Here is a 15,768-nt window from a genome sequence, read left to right on the forward strand (position 1 = left end):
TTTAATTTCTCATGGAACGGGTTATATCTGTAGCTATATCATAAAGATCTGAAAGCAAAGATTCAGCATAGGGCTTAATATACTCTGCATATTCTTCTTCAACAAAAAAATCTTTTATTTTCTGAGGAATGATAAGAAGTTCACTTTTATTTTCATAAAAATGTACTGCTGTATCAGTTTTTCCTGCAGCAATATAGTATTCAACAGGGTTATGAGGTTCTGTTTTTATAATAAAAGTTTTTTCTGTTTCTTTTTTTATTTCAGAAGAGTTAGAAAATGGAGCAGAATATGATACTGCATATGAGAAAATCATAAATAAAAATATTATAAATTTTTTAGAATATAAAATATTTTTCTTAAAATTCATATCTCTGCTCCTTTTATTTTTTCATAGTCTTAGTTTTTTTCTTTTAAATCATATTTTATGAATCTGCATATCTGAACTACTATAGTAGGTATAAATGCAAGGATATAGATATACATAAATTGTTTTCCAGTAAGTTCAGCAACTTCAAAAAGATTTCCAATGCTGTGATTAAATAATATCACATTTAATAGGAAAGTGCCTACTAAAAATGCAAGAACTGAATAAATATTTGACATAAGTCCTAATTTTATTATACTATTTTTTCCTCTGCAGTTGAAGCCATGGAATAATCTAGCAAGGCAAAGTATAGCAAATGCCATTGTGCTTCCAACTCCTGCTCCTCCTGATTTAAGACCAATATAATATCCAGTCATAGTAAATACAGCTATAAGGAATCCTTCAAGCATAATTTTAACAGAAAGATTTTTATCAAGGATAGGTTCATTTATATCTCTTGGTTTTTCTTCAAGAACATTATCTTTTCCAGGCTCCATTCCAATAGCAATAGCAGGAAGACTGTCTGTAACAAGATTTATAAATAAAAGATGAACAGGTGCAAAAGGCATTGCAAGTCCAGCTATTGAAGCATAGAAAACAGAAAGAATTCCAGCCATATTTCCAGAAAGAAGGAATCTTATAGAATTTTTTATATTAGCATAAATATTTCTTCCTGTTGCCACAGCTTTTACTATTGTAGCAAAGTTATCGTCAGCAAGAATCATAGAAGCAGCATCTTTTGAAACTTCAGTTCCTGTAATTCCCATAGCAATACCAATGTCAGCTTTTTTAAGAGCAGGAGCATCGTTTACTCCATCTCCTGTCATAGCACAAATTTTTCCTCTTGCTTGCCATGCAGAAACGATTCTTATTTTATCTTCAGGAGAAACTCTTGCATAAACAGAAATTTTTTCAATTCTTTCATGAAGTTCTTCCTCAGTCATAGAACTTAATTCAATTCCGTTAAGAGCCTCATCTCCCTCTTTAAATATTCCTATTTCCTTAGCTATTGCAACAGCAGTAACTTTGTGGTCTCCTGTTATCATAACAGGTTTTATACCTGCTTTCAGACAATTTTTAACGGCTTCTTTTGATTCTTCTCTAGGAGGATCAATCATACTGATAAGTCCAAGGAAAACATAATCATTTTCATCTTCTTTTGTAAGTTCTTTTTCAAGAGAAAAGTTTCTGAATGTAAATGCAAGAACTCTTAAACCATTGCTTGAAAGTTCATAGTTTGTATTTTCAATTTTAACAATATCTTCATCTGTAACAGGTCTTATTCCATTAGAGTCATAGATATATTTTGTTCTTCTAAGAAGGATATCAAGAGCTCCTTTTGTTACCATGTAGAATTTACCGTCAATTTTATGAAGAGTACTCATAAGTTTTCTATCAGAATCAAAAGGAATTTCAGAAAGTCTTGGATATTCTTTTCTGATGTCAAGCTCACTTAAACCAAATTTTCTTACAAGATTTGTAAGAGCAACTTCAGTAGGATCTCCTATCTCTTTTCCTCCTTCACTAACAGCATCACTGCATAAAGCACCAAAATCAAGAAGCATTCTTTGATATTTATCATTTATATTAATATCTTCTGCATTAACAAGGTTATCATTTACATAGATTTTCTTTGAAGTCATTTTATTTTGAGTAAGAGTACCTGTTTTATCTGAACAGATTACAGATATTGAACCAAGCCCCTCAACAGCTTTAAGTTTTTTAATAATAGCATTTTCTTTTGACATTTTTTGAGTTCCTATTGCAAGAACTATAGTAACTATTGAACCAAGAGCTTCAGGAATCGCTGCAACAGCAAGAGCAACAGCAAACAGAAGTGATTCAAGAAGATTTACTCCATGATAAAGGTTTATTGCAAAAACTACACCACAAAGAACAAGAATAGATATAGAAAGCTTTTTACCAAAATTATCAAGTGAAACTTGAAGAGGTGTAGCTTTATCTTTAGTTTCTTTCATAAGACTTGCAATTTTTCCAAGCTCTGTTTTCATACCTACAGCTGTTATAATAACAACCCCTCTTCCATATGTAACAAGGCTTCCTGAGAATACCATATTTCTTTGATCACCAAGAGGAATATTTTCTTCAGCTATAGCTTCTGAAAATTTATCAACACTTTCAGATTCTCCTGTAAGAGAACTTTCATTTACCATAAGAGAGAAACTCTCAAGGACTCTTCCATCAGCAGGAACAATATCTCCAGCTTCAAGATAAACAATATCTCCAGCAACAACATCTTTTGAAGGTATTTCTATTTTTATTCCATCTCTTACTACTTTTGCTTTTGGAGATGCCATGTTTCTAAGACTTTCAAGAGATGACTCTGCTTTTAAATGTTGAACAGTTCCTAAAATTGCATTCATAATAATAACAGCAAAAATAACAACAGTACTTTCAATATTTCCAGTCATCATAGAAATAATACCTGCTATGATAAGGATTATTACAAGAAAGTCTTTAAATTGTGAAAGAAAAATAACCCATGCTTTTTCTTTTTCGTGTTCTTGAAGTTCATTAACACCATAAAGATTTCTAGAAAGTTCAGCTTTTTCTTTAGTAAGACCTTTTTCAGTAACAGAAAATTCTTTTAAGACTTCTTCCGTTGATTTAAAAAAATACTTTTTCATACATTACTCCTTTTATAAAATTTTTAAAAATTATTTTTTTGCTAATTTAATATAGATAAGTAAATCAAGAAATTTAATAAACCTAATAAATAAAATTTCTTAATTTGTTTTTACATAGAAAAAAAAGACTCCCAATATAATTTTCTGGGCACACCAAAAAATTATATTAAAAGTCTCGTTACCTACTAAGTGAAACTAGGTTCACAGTACCAGATTAACCCTAAAGATTAACCGTGATTGTTGACACTGTGATTATCAACTACTCCCCTTTGATATTTAATTTATAGTATTATATTTTAGCTGATTTGTCAATGCTTTTCATAATTTTAGTTTTTATTTTTTTGTAAGAAAAAATCATAAGAGGGATACTTACTGTCATACAGAAAAATTCTCCTACAGGAAGAGCAAGCCATAAACCTGTGTTTCCTAAAATAAGAGGAAGAGTAAGAAGAAATCCTGCTGTAAAAACAAGAGATCTTGCAAAAGCAACTACACCTGATTCAAGAGGCTTTTCTATAGCAGTAAGAAATGAACTTGCAGTTATATTTACAAAAGAAAAAAGATATTGAAATACAACAATATTTAAAACTTCTTTTGTAAGAAGTTCAAGTTCTTTATTCCCCTTGGAAAACATATCTACAATAAAAGAGCTTTTTAATTTCATAATAACAAAAAAGAAAATTCCTATTCCAGCTCCTGTTATAAAAGCAGTTCTTAGAACTTCTTTTATTTTATCAATTCTTTTTGCTCCAAGATTATATGAAACTATAGGCTGAAGAGCCTGAGAAAGTCCATAAAGGCAAATATTAACAACAGAGTTTACATAAAAAACAATAGTAAGTGCAGAAACACCTATTTCTCCAATTCTTTTCATTAAAATAAGGTTGAAAATAAAAGTTGCAACAGCACTTGAGACAACAGTAAGCATTTCAGAACTTCCATTGTATAAAATTTTTCCTAAAAGGTTTCTATCTCCTTTTGGTTTTACAAGAGAAACTGCACTTCTTGATTTTATATATTGTCTCATAAGAATAAGCCCTGCAATTCCATCAGCTAAACAAGTTGCAAGAGCTGCACCGAAAACTCCCATTCCAAGTTTAACAATAAAGATATAATCTCCTATCACATTTCCAGTAAAACAAGTGAAACAGCTTACAAAAACAAATTGAGGCTTGTTTGCTATTTTTATAAATGTTTCTGTAAAAATAGGAAAATTATAAAAAATATTTAGAGTAAGCATAGTTAAAAGATATGGTTTTACCATAAGTGCCAAAGATGGAGTTGCTCCCAGAATATTTATAATTTCATCAATAAAGATAATTCCTATAAGAGCAAGACTTCCTAAGATTGTAATATAAGTTGCAAATGTAAAAGAAAATATTTCATTAGCTTTTCTTTTTTGGTTATTTCCAAGAGCGATGGAGCAGTAAACCCCTCCTCCTGCAGAAATCATCATTGCAGTACTCATTACAAAGTTTACAACAGGGATAGAAAGATTTATTGCAGCAAGACCTTGTGCTCCTACAGTGTTAGCAATAAAAAATCCATCTATCATCATCTGCATAGATACAATAAGCATACCAATAATACTTGGAATAGCAAAACTGAAGAACAGTTTTTTCACACTTCCATTTTCAAGACTGACTTTTTTCATTTTTTACCTCTATAAAATAAATATAAATTTTTTGACTATTGTCATTATAAACTATATAGTATACTATATAGTCAATAAAAATTTTTAATTTTTTAGGAGAGAATTTTTATGAAAAAATTTTATACAATAAGTGAAATTGCAGAATTTTTTAATATTTCAAGGCAGACTCTTATATATTATGATAAAATAGATATTTTTAAGCCAGCTTTCATTGATAATGAAAATGGGTATAGATATTATTCAAGAGATCAATTTTCAGGACTTAATTTTATTATTTCTTTAAAAAATTCAGGATTTTCACTTAATAATATAAAAGAATATTTTAAAAGTAGAAATCCTGAAGAGAGCCTTTCTTTTTTAAAAGAAAAAATTTTAGATATAGAAGGAAAAATTTCAGAACTTTTAAAATCAAAAGAAGCTATTGAGAAAAAAATATATGAACTTAATAAAATTATTGAAAGTGAAAATCCTGTTCCTATAATAAAAGAATTAGAAAAAATAAAAATAATTCCTGTTGAAGTGAAATATCCTTATGATATTTTTGAATATGAAATTGCTGCTAAAAAACTTAATAATATTGTAAAAGATTTACCTTTTGAAACTATGAAGTTTTTTTCTTCCATTTTTAAAGAAAATATAAATTACAAAAGTGATTTAATGATAAATTATATTGGAGCAATAATTCCTTTGGACTTTGACTATCCAAATGTGAAAATTATTGAAGGAGGAACTTTTGTTTCAATGAAACATGTGGATATATATGATAATATAAAATATACTTATCGTAAGTTGATAGACTTTATAGAAGAAAAAGGCTATAAAATAAGTGGAGATTCCAGAGAGATATCTTCAGATGCAATTATATTTTTAGGAAAAGGGGCAGGAAGTTATATGGAAATACAAATTCCTATTTCATATAAATAAAGAATTTTTAATGAGCATATTTTTTATATGTTCAAAGAAAATGAAAGCATAAATATATAGTTCTTGAAAAATATAGAATTCCAAGTTATAATCTTTATTATAATGGAGGTATTATGGCAAAAAAATATTATGCATATTATATTATTTCTTCAGAAATTAAAGGTATATGCGACAATTGGGATAAATGTAAAGAGATTGTTCAAGGAAACAAAGCTCGTTATAAATCTTTTAAAACGAGAGATGAAGCTGAAAAATGGCTTGAAGCTGGAGCTGAATACATAAAGAAAGAAGATATAAAAAAAGAACTTCCAGAAGGAATATATTTTGATGCAGGAACAGGAAGAGGGATAGGAGTTGAAGTAAGAGTAACTTTTAAAGATGGAAATTCTATTCTTAATAGATATCTTCCTGAAAATAGAATAAATGAATTTGGAAATTTTCTTATGCCTCTAGGTTCAACAAATAATATGGGAGAACTTGCAGGAATAAATTTTGCAATAGAAATAGCAGTTAAAGAAGGAATGTTTAATATATATGGAGACAGTTCCCTTGTGATAGATTATTGGTCAAAGGGATTTATAAAGAAAGATAATGTAACTCCAAAAACTTATGAACTTGCATTAAAAGTAAAAAAGAAAAGGGAGTTTTTTGAAAGTATAGGAGGAACAATTACCCATATATCAGGAGATTATAATCCAGCAGATTTAGGGTTTCATAAATAAAATACAGGAGGAACAGAATGAGTCATTTTGGTCTTTTTTCAACAGAACATATTCTGAGCATAGGAGGGTATCTTCTTTTTTATTTGATTATTCTTTTTGTGTCTCAGTTTTTTTCAAAAAAGAGTTTTGCAACAGTGATTTCATGTTTTATTGTCATAATGAAAACAGCAGAACTGGTAATAAGAAATGGAGTGTACGGAGAAACAATACAGCAGCTTATACCTATTCATCTTTGTAATGTGACATTGATTTTAGCTGTAATAACAATGATTTTTCCTTCAAAGAATGTTTTTCAGATAATTTATTATTGGTCAATAGGAGCTGTGGCAGCTATTCTTTTCCCTGATTCAAGGGTAGGTTTTCCTAATTTTGTGGGAATAAGTTTTTTTGTTACTCACTTTTTTATACTTTTTGCAGTAGTATATCAAATGGTTTATTCAGGATACAGACCTACACTTAAAGGATTTTTTGCTTCTTTTGTGTGGATAAATATTTTTGCAGGAATTGTATTTAAAATAAATGAAATTCTAGGAACAAATTATATGTATATAAATTATAAGCCTGCTTTTCAGTCACCACTTGATTATTTTGGTCCGTGGCCTCACTACATAATAATAGTAGAAATAATCTATGTTGTTTTAGGACTTTTATGTTATCTTCCTTTTAGAAAGAGACATTTTAAATATACAAATATATAATAATAAAGAGCCAGACTAAAATGCTTAGTCTGGCTTTTATATAGGTAAGGGATTAACGGCAAAAATTTTATTATAATTTTTTATTTTATAAGTTTTTGAAGTTGTCTTACTTTTTCAGCAATATCGTCAGCTCCTACAATATCACTTACAAGACAGACATTTTTTGCTCCTCTTGAAATTATTTCATGCAGGTTATGTTCTTTTATTCCTCCAATGGCTGTAAAAGGAAGGTGAAGATTTTTAACTGCATATTCTAAATATCCAAGACCAACAGGAGCAGTATCTTTTGTAGTTGTTGGGAAAATAGGTCCAACTCCAATGTAATCAACATCAGGATTAAGATATGCTTTCATTCCTTGCTCTTCAGAGTGAGTTGAAAGTCCAATTATCTTATTGTCTCCTATAAGTTTTCTTACATCACTTGGATCCATATCATCTTGACCAATATGGACTCCGTCAGCATCAACAAGAATAGCAATATCAACATGGTCATTTACAATGAAAACAACACCATGTTCTCTGCATAACTCTCTTATTTCTCTTGCTTCTTTAACTTTTTCTTTAATTGATTTAGTTTTATCTCTGTATTGGATAATTTTTATTCCACCTTCAATCATAGCTTTTACACATTCAAGATTGCTTTTTCCATGGGCAAAATTATCTCCTGTTATTCCATAAATTCCTTGAGGAATAATTATTCTTTCTCTCATAAATATCCTCCTTTTTCAAGAACTGTTCCTGCCATTATAGCAGCAATCATTCCCACTTTGTGAGAATAAGTTTTATAATCATCAGTATCTTTTTCAAAATCTCCTATAACAGTAAGATTTTTTCCGATTTTTTTTATACTTACTTTGTTAGTGTCCCAATGCCCTATTCCAGAGGCAGAAACAATAATTTTTCCCATAGGAAGAAGTTCTTCTATAAGCATAGCTTTATTTTCTTTTTTGTCAAAAGCCTCAACGACAATATCACATTCAGCAAAAAAATCTTTAATGTTTGTTCTGTCAAACTTTATAATTTCCCATTGAAATTCTCCTTCTGGGTTTATAGCAGAAAGATTTTCAGCAAGAGTTTTACTTTTATAAAGTCCTATCTGATTTTTAAAGAAAAACTGACGGTTTAAATTAGATTTTTCAATTTTATCAAAATCTCCAAATTTTAAATGGTCAACTCCTGCTCTTACAAGATGGCAGGCAACATTTGAACCTATTCCTCCGCAGCCTGCAATTCCTATTTTCATAATTTTCTCCTTATTTAATTTGCTGCCAGTCTTTATATATAGGCTGGAATCCGTTGTCTCTTATAGCTTGAATAGTTTCTTCAGCACTTCTGTTGTCACTTATTTCAAATTGGCATGTAGACGGATCATGTTCAGTATATCCTCCAACATCTGTTTTTGAACCTACAGACATTTTTGTAATTCCCATATGCATTAAGTGATCTCTGAAACTTGCAATTTCTCTTGTAGAAATATTTATATCAGCTTTTACTTGGAAAAGTCTGAATGCAGTCATAAACTGAACGAAAGTGATATCGTCCAATGGATGATCAGGTTGGAATCCTCCTTCTGCAGGGTTAATTCTTGGAAGTGAAATAGCAAAAGATGAATTTAAATATTTATCTGTTAAATATTTTAAATGAAGTCCAGCAAAGAAAGCTTCTTTTTTAATTTCACTAAGTCCAAAAAGAGGTCCTATTCCTATTGTTCTAAGTCCTGCCTTAGCTCCTCTTTCAGGAGTGTTAAGACGGAAATGATAATCTTTTTTCTTACCTGATAAGTGAACTTTATCATAAATTTCTTCATCATAAGTTTCTTGATAAACAGTAAGTCCATCTACACCAATATCAGCTAATTCTTTGTATTCCCATTCTTCAAGAGGCATAACTTCTATTGAGACAGAGTTAAAATATTTTTTAAGAACTTTTACAGCATCTTTTAAATATTCTAAAGTAACAAGTCCATGTGCTTCTCCTGTAAGCATAAGAATATGTTCAACACCTTGTTTTGCAATTTCCTTTGCTTCTTCTTCAATTTCTTCAAGATTTTGGTGTTTTCTTACAATATGGTTTTTCTTTGAGAATCCACAGTAAGCACAGTTATTTGTACAGAAGTTTGAAATATATATAGGCATATAAAGAGAAATAACATTACCAAAATGTTGTGTTTTAATTTCCTGAGCTCTTCTTGCCATTCTTTCAAGATGATTCTTTGCTTTTGGAGAAAGAAGATTTAATAAATCATACTCAGTAAGTTTTTCTTTATAGATACTGTTAAGAACATCGTCATCAGTAACTTCTGCAAAATATCTTTCAAAGTCAAAATCTTTCCACTGTGTAATGACATCATAAAATCCCATTATTTGTCACCTCTGAATAAGAAGTCTGTAAGAGGTGAAGATGCATTTGCATATTTAGAAGTTTTTGCAAGTTTAGCAAGGTAAGCCATTCTTCCAGCTTCAACAGCCATAGCAAACGCTTTTCCCATCATAACAGGATCTTCTGCAGTTGAAATTGCAGTATTAACAAGAACAGCGTCAACTCCCATTTCCATAGCTTCAGCAGCTTGTGAAGGAGCTCCTATTCCTGCATCAACAATAATTGGAAGTCTTTTGTTATCATTAAGCATTTCTATTAATGGTTTTGTAAGAAGCCCTTTATTTGATCCTATTGGTGCTCCAAGAGGCATTACAGCAGCAGCTCCAGCTTCTTCAAGTTTTTTTGCTGTGATAAGGTCAGGCATAATGTAAGGAAGGACTATAAATCCTTCATCAGCAAGGATTTTTGTAGCTTTTACAGTTTCTTCATTATCAGGCATTAAATATTTCATATCGTTTATAATTTCAATTTTTATAAAATCTCCACATCCTGCTTCTCTTGCAATTCTTGCAATTTTAACAGCTTCTTCTGCATTTCTTGCTCCTGAAGTATTTGGAAGTAAAGTTATATGTTTTGGTATATAGTTAAGAATATTTTCTTTTGGATTTTCAAAATTTATTCTTCTAAGTGCCATAGTGATTATGTTTGATTTACTTGCCTCAAGCATAGGGGCAATAAGATTTTTATCAGAAAACTTACCAGTTCCTGTAAGCAGTCTGCTTTCAAATTCATGTCCTTTTAAAACTAATTTATCCATTTTATTCCTCCGAATCCAATTTTCTATTTTTTGTTTTGTTATTGAAGTTATTCTGCATTTTAATTAAGTGGGTAAAAGTAATTAAATAAAAATAAAATTTTATTTTTATTATATATTATCCACCAGATACAAATGCAAGAACTTCAACAGCAGCTCCAGCTTTTACAAAGGATTTATCCCAGTCGGCTTTTTTTATTACATTATCATCTATAAGAACAACAGCACCTGAAAGGTTCATATTTTTTTCTTTTCCTAGATTCTGAATAAATTCAGCCACAGTCATCTCTTTTTCAAGAGGAATCTTTTTACCATTTAGTATGATTTCCATTTTACCTCCTTAAAAATTTTTTTATAATAAAATACAATGACGAAGGTATAAAAAAAGCTCTAACCGAAGTTAGAGCTTAAAATCTGCCATACTATAAAAGTAAAGTAGTTTTAATACTTCCCTCCGCTGGCACTATCCAGTTCAGGTAATAAGAGTCGAGAACGAATCTCCTCTCAGCCGGTTAAGGCTCCCCTAGTAACATGTATTTATTATTTTTTCCATTTAAAATTATATAATTATATTTTTAGGTTGTCAATAGAATTATATTTTTGAAAAAGAATTAGAATTTAAATATAGCTGAAAGTCCTATTGCATCTACTTCTTTTTTAAATGTTGTAGTTTCTATATCACCATTTTTAGCAGTTCCATTTTTGTAGTCAACATAAGCATAAGAAACTATAAATTCTTTTGTTTCATCAGGAGTATATTTAACTCCAAGTCCATACATATCTGCATCAAGGGCAAAGTCAGTATCTTTATATGTTCTTTCATTTGCTCCAGTATCAGTGTATTGGTATCCTGCCATTAAAGTCCATTTATCATTTAATTTATAGTCAACTCCAACAGAAATTTCATATCCATTGTCATAGTTTTCATAACATCCATTTCTGTTTGCATCTTTTATAAAGTAATAGTTTCCAGATGTAAGAAGTGTGATTCTGTCTGTAAGTTCATAAGAAATTCCAAGAGCCATCATAGCAGGAAGATTTCTTCTGTCATCTTCAAGCCATTCAGCAATAACAGGGTGAGCTTCTAAATTCCCATCAATATTATCAACAATCCCTCCTTTTCCTGTATCAAAAGCAGGGTGAGAAGAAGTAGTATCAACTTTTCCATCTGCATCTAAATTTAATTCAACCTCTGTTTCATATTTAAAACCAATATTTAATTTTTCTGTAGGTTGATAGTGGAAACCAAATACTCCTCCAACTCCCCAACCAGTTCTCTCAGAATCTATATCTACTTTTACATCTCCAGAAAGAGCACTACCTAAATTATTATTTCCAGTAAAATTAGGTGTAGTTAATTCATAATTAGCTTTACCATTAAGTTCTCTCATTGCATACATAAATCTTAATCCACCAGCGACACTAAATTTAGGAGTGATTTTTTGAGCCATTCCAAAAGTTGTATTAATATAATAAGATGAACCATTAACAGTAGAACCGTTTAAATATTCAACTTTACTTCCAACTAATCCTTTTTCAATTAATCCATTTTCTATTTCTTGTCCAATTACTTCAAAAGCAGAGATTCCGTTTTTATATTTTACTGTTCCTCCACCTGCAGCAGCTCCTGCATGTAAGAAATATGATCTGTCTCCTTCTTTTTTTACCATTTGTAAACTTGGAACAAAAGCAGATGGATGGTCACTTTCGTGATTTAATTTTTTGTTAATTTCTGTCTGCATTTCATAATTTTTAAATAAAGTTTGTGAGTTTAGCTGAATATAAAGCCCATCCTCAAGGAAAGCAGTTCCAGCAGGGTTATAGTATGCCCCTGATACTCCAACTTTACCTATCATAGCAGGGTGTGCAAAATATTCTGCATCCTGTTGCGCAAGATAGTCAATACTTCCTGCAAAAGCACTTGCAGAAGCTAAAAGTGATAAAATTATTAAAGATTTTTTCATTAGTCCCCCTATATATTAAAGTTTAAATTAAATAACATAGCCTAAAATTAAATTAAGAAATATTTCTGTCTATACATGAGTGAACGATAACAGATCCCATATCTCTTAATTCTTTTTCTATATCCTCATCAGAAGGATTATAGAAACCTGAACAGATTAAAGAAGCATAACCATGAACAAACCACCAACCTTTTTTAAGCATCCATTCAATAGCTTTATCAGGAAGATGTTTATATCTTTCATCTGCTCTGAAACTTGCAATAATAAGATTTTTTAAGTCTGTTATTATTTCATCTATAAAATCTTTTGAAAGATCTTCTCTTAAAAAAATAGATCTGAAGAGAGCTTTTTCTTTTTTGGCAAATATACATATTCCTATTCCAATATTTAAAAGCCCTTGATCGGTATATTCTATTTTTGTAATATCAAGAAGTTTATTTTTAGCCATTCTTGAAAGTTCATTTTTTAAATTTGTCATAGAACCAAAATTAGAATAAATAGATATAGTTGAAGATCCAAGTTCTTTTGCAATATTTCTTGCAGTAATGCTCTTCATTCCGTCCTGAATAAGAATTTTATAGGTAACATTTAAAATTTCTTCTTTAGAAAAATTTAAATTTCTTGCCATTCCTCCTCCATAAATTTCATAACAAAGTAATGATATTTTTTTATTATTTTATAACAATTACAAAAGTTATTATATCGTAAAAAAAGTTTTAAATCAATAGTAAATTCAAACAATATAGAAGTATATAAAAAATTATTTCATAACACTGTTTTAAAATATTTCATAACATTATTATAAAATTTTTGTAAAAAAAGAAAAAATAAATTAAAAGATATAAATGAAAAGAGAATTATAGTATAATATTCTAAAAGAAAAAAGTATTACAAGGAGGAAAAAAGTGAGCATTTTATTTATTTTTATATTTATATTTTTAATAATAGTTCTTCTTGCACTTCATGTAAGAATAGTATCTCAGTCTAAAGCATATGTTATAGAAAGACTTGGAGGATATCTTACAACATGGCAAGTAGGGCTTAATATTTTAATGCCTTTTGTTGATAGAATTGTAAAAATAGTTTCTCTTAAAGAACAGGTTATAGATTTTCCACCTCAGCCTGTAATTACAAAAGATAATGTTACAATGCAGATAGATTCTGTTGTATATTTTCAAATAACAGATCCTAAGCTTTATACTTATGGAGTAGAGCATCCAATGAGTGCTATTGAAAACCTTACAGCTACAACTCTTAGAAATATTATAGGAGAAATGGAACTTGATACAACTCTTACTTCAAGAGATACAATCAATACAAAAATGAGGGCAGTTCTTGATGAAGCAACAGATCCTTGGGGAATAAAAATAAACAGGATAGAGCTTAAAAACATAATTCCTCCAAGAGAAATTCAAGATGCTATGGAAAAACAGATGAAAGCTGAAAGAGAAAAAAGAGAAGCAATAAGAAGAGCAGAAGGACAGAAAGAAGCAGCAATACTTGTGGCAGAGGGAGAAAAAACATCTCAAATTTTAAGAGCCGAAGCAGAAAAAGAAGCAGCTATTTTAAGAGCTGAGGCTAAAAAACAAAGTCTTGAAAAAGAGGCAGAAGGACAGGCAGCAGCAATACTTTCTATTCAAAAAGCGAAAGCAGCAGCTATTGTTGCTTTAAATGAAGCAGGAGCAACTAAAGAAGTTCTTGCTCTTAAAGGAATGGAAACATTTGAAAAAGTGGCAGATGGTCAGTCAACTAAGATTATAATACCTTCAGAACTTCAAAATCTTGCTTCTTTCACATCAGTTTTTGGAGAAATGCTAAAAAAGGAAGAAGTTAATAAATAGAAAAATAAAAAAATCTTGCTTGAATTTTTAGTTTTGTAGAAATAATTTTACTGGAAATATTTAGGAAACACTTACTTAAACTTTAGGAGAAAAAGCAATGAAAAAAATCTTTTTATTTTTTATATTCACATTTATAATTTGTGGCTGTACAAGCACCATAATTGAAAAACCTAGAAAGACACAGGGAATTTATGCTCCTTATGTAAAAAATGGAGAAATTCTTGTAGGTTTTATGATAACAAGTAATGAACCTGATAGAAATATTTCTGATATTTCTGAAAAGGAACTTATTGCAAAAAAATTAAGAATACCAAGAGAACTTATTCTTGATGATAAAGAGCAAATACTTTATTTTTATGATGAAAGGGCTGTTCAGGGAAAAAATAAGATATTTATAATTTATAATTTTGAAAGTTATGAAAAAATGACAAATGATTTTTATAAAAAATTTATAAAAGAAGATGGATATTCAGATATTAGAAAATACAGTGATGAAGCTGTTACTCTTGGAGAAATTATATGGAATCTTCAGGATAAAAAGCTTCATATAATAGCAAATGAAAATGAAAATTATTATGTAATGGATGCTCTTCATTATGTAAAACTTAAGTACTGCCGTGAAAATTATTTTGATGAAAAGATAAGAGATATGGAATTGGATATTATTTCTGTAAACAGTCCGTTATTTCTTGAAAAACATCTTGAAGGATATACAAAGTCAAAAGTGAGATACTATACTAATGAAAATGGAAAACTGTATGAAGGTAAAGAAGTGACAGCATCTGAAAATGTAGGATATGGAACAAAAATTTTAATGTATGGAGTTACTAAAGGACTTGAAATAATGAGCCTTCCTAAAGCAGGTTTAAAAAGATTGCTTGGTGCTGAAAATTAGGTAAATACGGGGTGTGATTTATGAATTTAACAAAATCAGAAAAGAAAGAAATGAAAAAGAATATAATAAAAAAATCAGATGAAGAAAAATTTAATGGTATAACTTTGTTTCCCCCTGCAGCTCAAGTTTTTCATGATCCAAGTCTTGAATGCTATTTTAAGCCTCTTTTAAGTGTGAAAAAACACATTTTAGGCAAAGAATATATAATTCACCTTCTTTCAACAGATGGAATATTTCCTGAAGAAGTATTTTTAAATTCTGAGAGACATTTTTGGGGATTTAAATATTCAGAAGGTAAATATCATTTTTTAGGAAAAACAGAAACTTTTGGAAATTCAAATTTTACAGAACTTTATTCTGTTTTAAAAAAAGATTTTTCTAAAAATAAAGAAATTTATTTTGAAAACAAAGTAGGCTATAAAGAGTATTATACAAAAAATAAAGAGACTATAAAAAATACTGCAAGATTTACTAAAGAGCAAGATCCACAGTATTTTGCAGAGGCTTTTTATTGTTATGAATTTACAAAATATTATTTTGAAAAAACAGGAAAATTTTGTCATATAAATGAGCTTACAGAAAATTATGGACATGATGAAAGTGACATTCTTCTTTCTATTGAAGATATATCTTACTGCATTGAGGAATTTTTTCTAAATATAAAATATAATTTAGAAAATAGATACAGACTTTCTCCTGATATGGCAGTGTGTGCAGCAGAAGGGTTTAGATTTACATGCTGGGGAGGAACTGCTATAGCCTTTGCAGACACAGAGCAGGACATAATTTATATACTTGAATATCATAGTTAATTATTATTTTTCTTTGAGAAATAGAAATATAAGAGGTTGTTGCAAATATATAAAAATATTTTTAATATTCTAAAATTTTATTTTTATAAATTAGAAAATGTAACAGCCTTTTT

General features: G+C 29.4%; 16 protein-coding genes and 1 riboswitch. Of the genes, 6 read left to right on the top strand and 10 right to left on the bottom strand.

Features of this window, described 5'->3' with window-relative positions:
* Nucleotide 1: 1 nt before the first annotated feature.
* The 3 genes from I6E17_RS04025 to I6E17_RS04035 all read right to left on the bottom strand — a co-directional run bounded on the left by I6E17_RS04025 (nucleotide 2) and on the right by I6E17_RS04035 (nucleotide 4,666).
* The gene (locus I6E17_RS04025; RefSeq protein WP_235235753.1) at nucleotides 2-367 is read right to left on the bottom strand and encodes a hypothetical protein; all 366 of its coding nucleotides are present in this window, start codon (nucleotides 365-367) and stop codon (nucleotides 2-4) included.
* 29 nt (nucleotides 368-396) lie between these two features.
* Nucleotides 397-3,012 carry a cation-translocating P-type ATPase gene (locus tag I6E17_RS04030; protein WP_235235754.1) on the bottom strand — a complete coding sequence of 872 codons (2,616 nt, stop codon included), beginning with the start codon at nucleotides 3,010-3,012 and terminating at the stop codon, nucleotides 397-399.
* Between the two features lie 289 nt (nucleotides 3,013-3,301).
* A complete protein-coding gene (locus I6E17_RS04035; RefSeq protein WP_235235756.1) occupies nucleotides 3,302-4,666 on the bottom strand; it encodes an MATE family efflux transporter in 1,365 nt (454 codons plus the stop codon).
* 108 nt (nucleotides 4,667-4,774) lie between these two features.
* Here I6E17_RS04035 and I6E17_RS04040 point away from each other — a divergent pair, with 108 nt between their 5' ends.
* The 3 genes from I6E17_RS04040 (at nucleotide 4,775) to I6E17_RS04050 (ending at nucleotide 7,010) form a co-directional block, all read left to right on the top strand.
* Entirely contained in the window at nucleotides 4,775-5,590 is an 816-nt protein-coding gene (locus I6E17_RS04040; protein WP_235235757.1) for a MerR family transcriptional regulator, read from the top strand.
* Nucleotides 5,591-5,703: 113 nt separating this feature from the next.
* On the top strand, nucleotides 5,704-6,312 hold the full coding sequence (locus I6E17_RS04045; RefSeq protein WP_235235759.1) for a viroplasmin family protein: 609 nt from the start codon (nucleotides 5,704-5,706) through the stop codon (nucleotides 6,310-6,312).
* A 17-nt stretch (nucleotides 6,313-6,329) separates the two neighbouring features.
* The gene (locus I6E17_RS04050) at nucleotides 6,330-7,010 is read left to right on the top strand and encodes a TIGR02206 family membrane protein (RefSeq protein ID WP_235235762.1); all 681 of its coding nucleotides are present in this window, start codon (nucleotides 6,330-6,332) and stop codon (nucleotides 7,008-7,010) included.
* 80 nt (nucleotides 7,011-7,090) lie between these two features.
* On the opposite strand, the gene thiE is transcribed toward I6E17_RS04050, so the two are convergent.
* From thiE to I6E17_RS04085, 7 genes are all read right to left on the bottom strand, one after another.
* Complete coding sequence (gene thiE, locus I6E17_RS04055) at nucleotides 7,091-7,720, bottom strand: thiamine phosphate synthase (RefSeq protein WP_235235763.1); 630 nt, start codon at nucleotides 7,718-7,720, stop codon at nucleotides 7,091-7,093.
* Nucleotides 7,717-8,253, bottom strand: coding sequence for a sulfur carrier protein ThiS adenylyltransferase ThiF (thiF, locus tag I6E17_RS04060; protein ID WP_235235766.1), 537 nt, complete (start codon nucleotides 8,251-8,253; stop codon nucleotides 7,717-7,719). Before thiF ends, thiE begins: the two co-directional genes overlap by 4 nt.
* 10 nt (nucleotides 8,254-8,263) lie before the next feature.
* A complete protein-coding gene (gene thiH / locus I6E17_RS04065) occupies nucleotides 8,264-9,370 on the bottom strand; it encodes a 2-iminoacetate synthase ThiH (RefSeq protein ID WP_176829199.1) in 1,107 nt (368 codons plus the stop codon).
* On the bottom strand, nucleotides 9,370-10,146 hold the full coding sequence (locus tag I6E17_RS04070) for a thiazole synthase (protein ID WP_176829198.1): 777 nt from the start codon (nucleotides 10,144-10,146) through the stop codon (nucleotides 9,370-9,372). Before I6E17_RS04070 ends, thiH begins: the two co-directional genes overlap by 1 nt.
* A 115-nt stretch (nucleotides 10,147-10,261) precedes the next feature.
* Complete coding sequence (gene thiS, locus I6E17_RS04075) at nucleotides 10,262-10,474, bottom strand: sulfur carrier protein ThiS (RefSeq protein WP_235235767.1); 213 nt, start codon at nucleotides 10,472-10,474, stop codon at nucleotides 10,262-10,264.
* 101 nt (nucleotides 10,475-10,575) lie between these two features.
* A riboswitch (TPP riboswitch) is annotated at nucleotides 10,576-10,678 on the bottom strand.
* Between the two features lie 76 nt (nucleotides 10,679-10,754).
* Nucleotides 10,755-12,107, bottom strand: a complete 1,353-nt coding sequence (locus I6E17_RS04080) for an OmpP1/FadL family transporter (RefSeq protein ID WP_235235768.1) — start codon at nucleotides 12,105-12,107, stop codon at nucleotides 10,755-10,757.
* Between the two features lie 52 nt (nucleotides 12,108-12,159).
* A complete protein-coding gene (locus tag I6E17_RS04085) occupies nucleotides 12,160-12,735 on the bottom strand; it encodes a TetR/AcrR family transcriptional regulator (RefSeq protein ID WP_176829195.1) in 576 nt (191 codons plus the stop codon).
* A gap of 277 nt (nucleotides 12,736-13,012) precedes the next feature.
* On the opposite strand from I6E17_RS04085, the gene I6E17_RS04090 reads away from it, so the two are divergent.
* The 3 genes from I6E17_RS04090 (at nucleotide 13,013) to I6E17_RS04100 (ending at nucleotide 15,655) form a co-directional block, all read left to right on the top strand.
* Nucleotides 13,013-13,948, top strand: coding sequence for an SPFH domain-containing protein (locus tag I6E17_RS04090; protein WP_419180975.1), 936 nt, complete (start codon nucleotides 13,013-13,015; stop codon nucleotides 13,946-13,948).
* A gap of 97 nt (nucleotides 13,949-14,045) precedes the next feature.
* Nucleotides 14,046-14,843, top strand: coding sequence for a hypothetical protein (locus I6E17_RS04095; protein WP_176829193.1), 798 nt, complete (start codon nucleotides 14,046-14,048; stop codon nucleotides 14,841-14,843).
* 20 nt (nucleotides 14,844-14,863) lie between these two features.
* Complete coding sequence (locus tag I6E17_RS04100; RefSeq protein WP_235235769.1) at nucleotides 14,864-15,655, top strand: hypothetical protein; 792 nt, start codon at nucleotides 14,864-14,866, stop codon at nucleotides 15,653-15,655.
* Nucleotides 15,656-15,768: the final 113 nt, after the last annotated feature.

Source organism: Fusobacterium perfoetens (assembly GCF_021531595.1).
In the GTDB taxonomy this organism is placed as follows: domain Bacteria; phylum Fusobacteriota; class Fusobacteriia; order Fusobacteriales; family Fusobacteriaceae; genus Fusobacterium_B.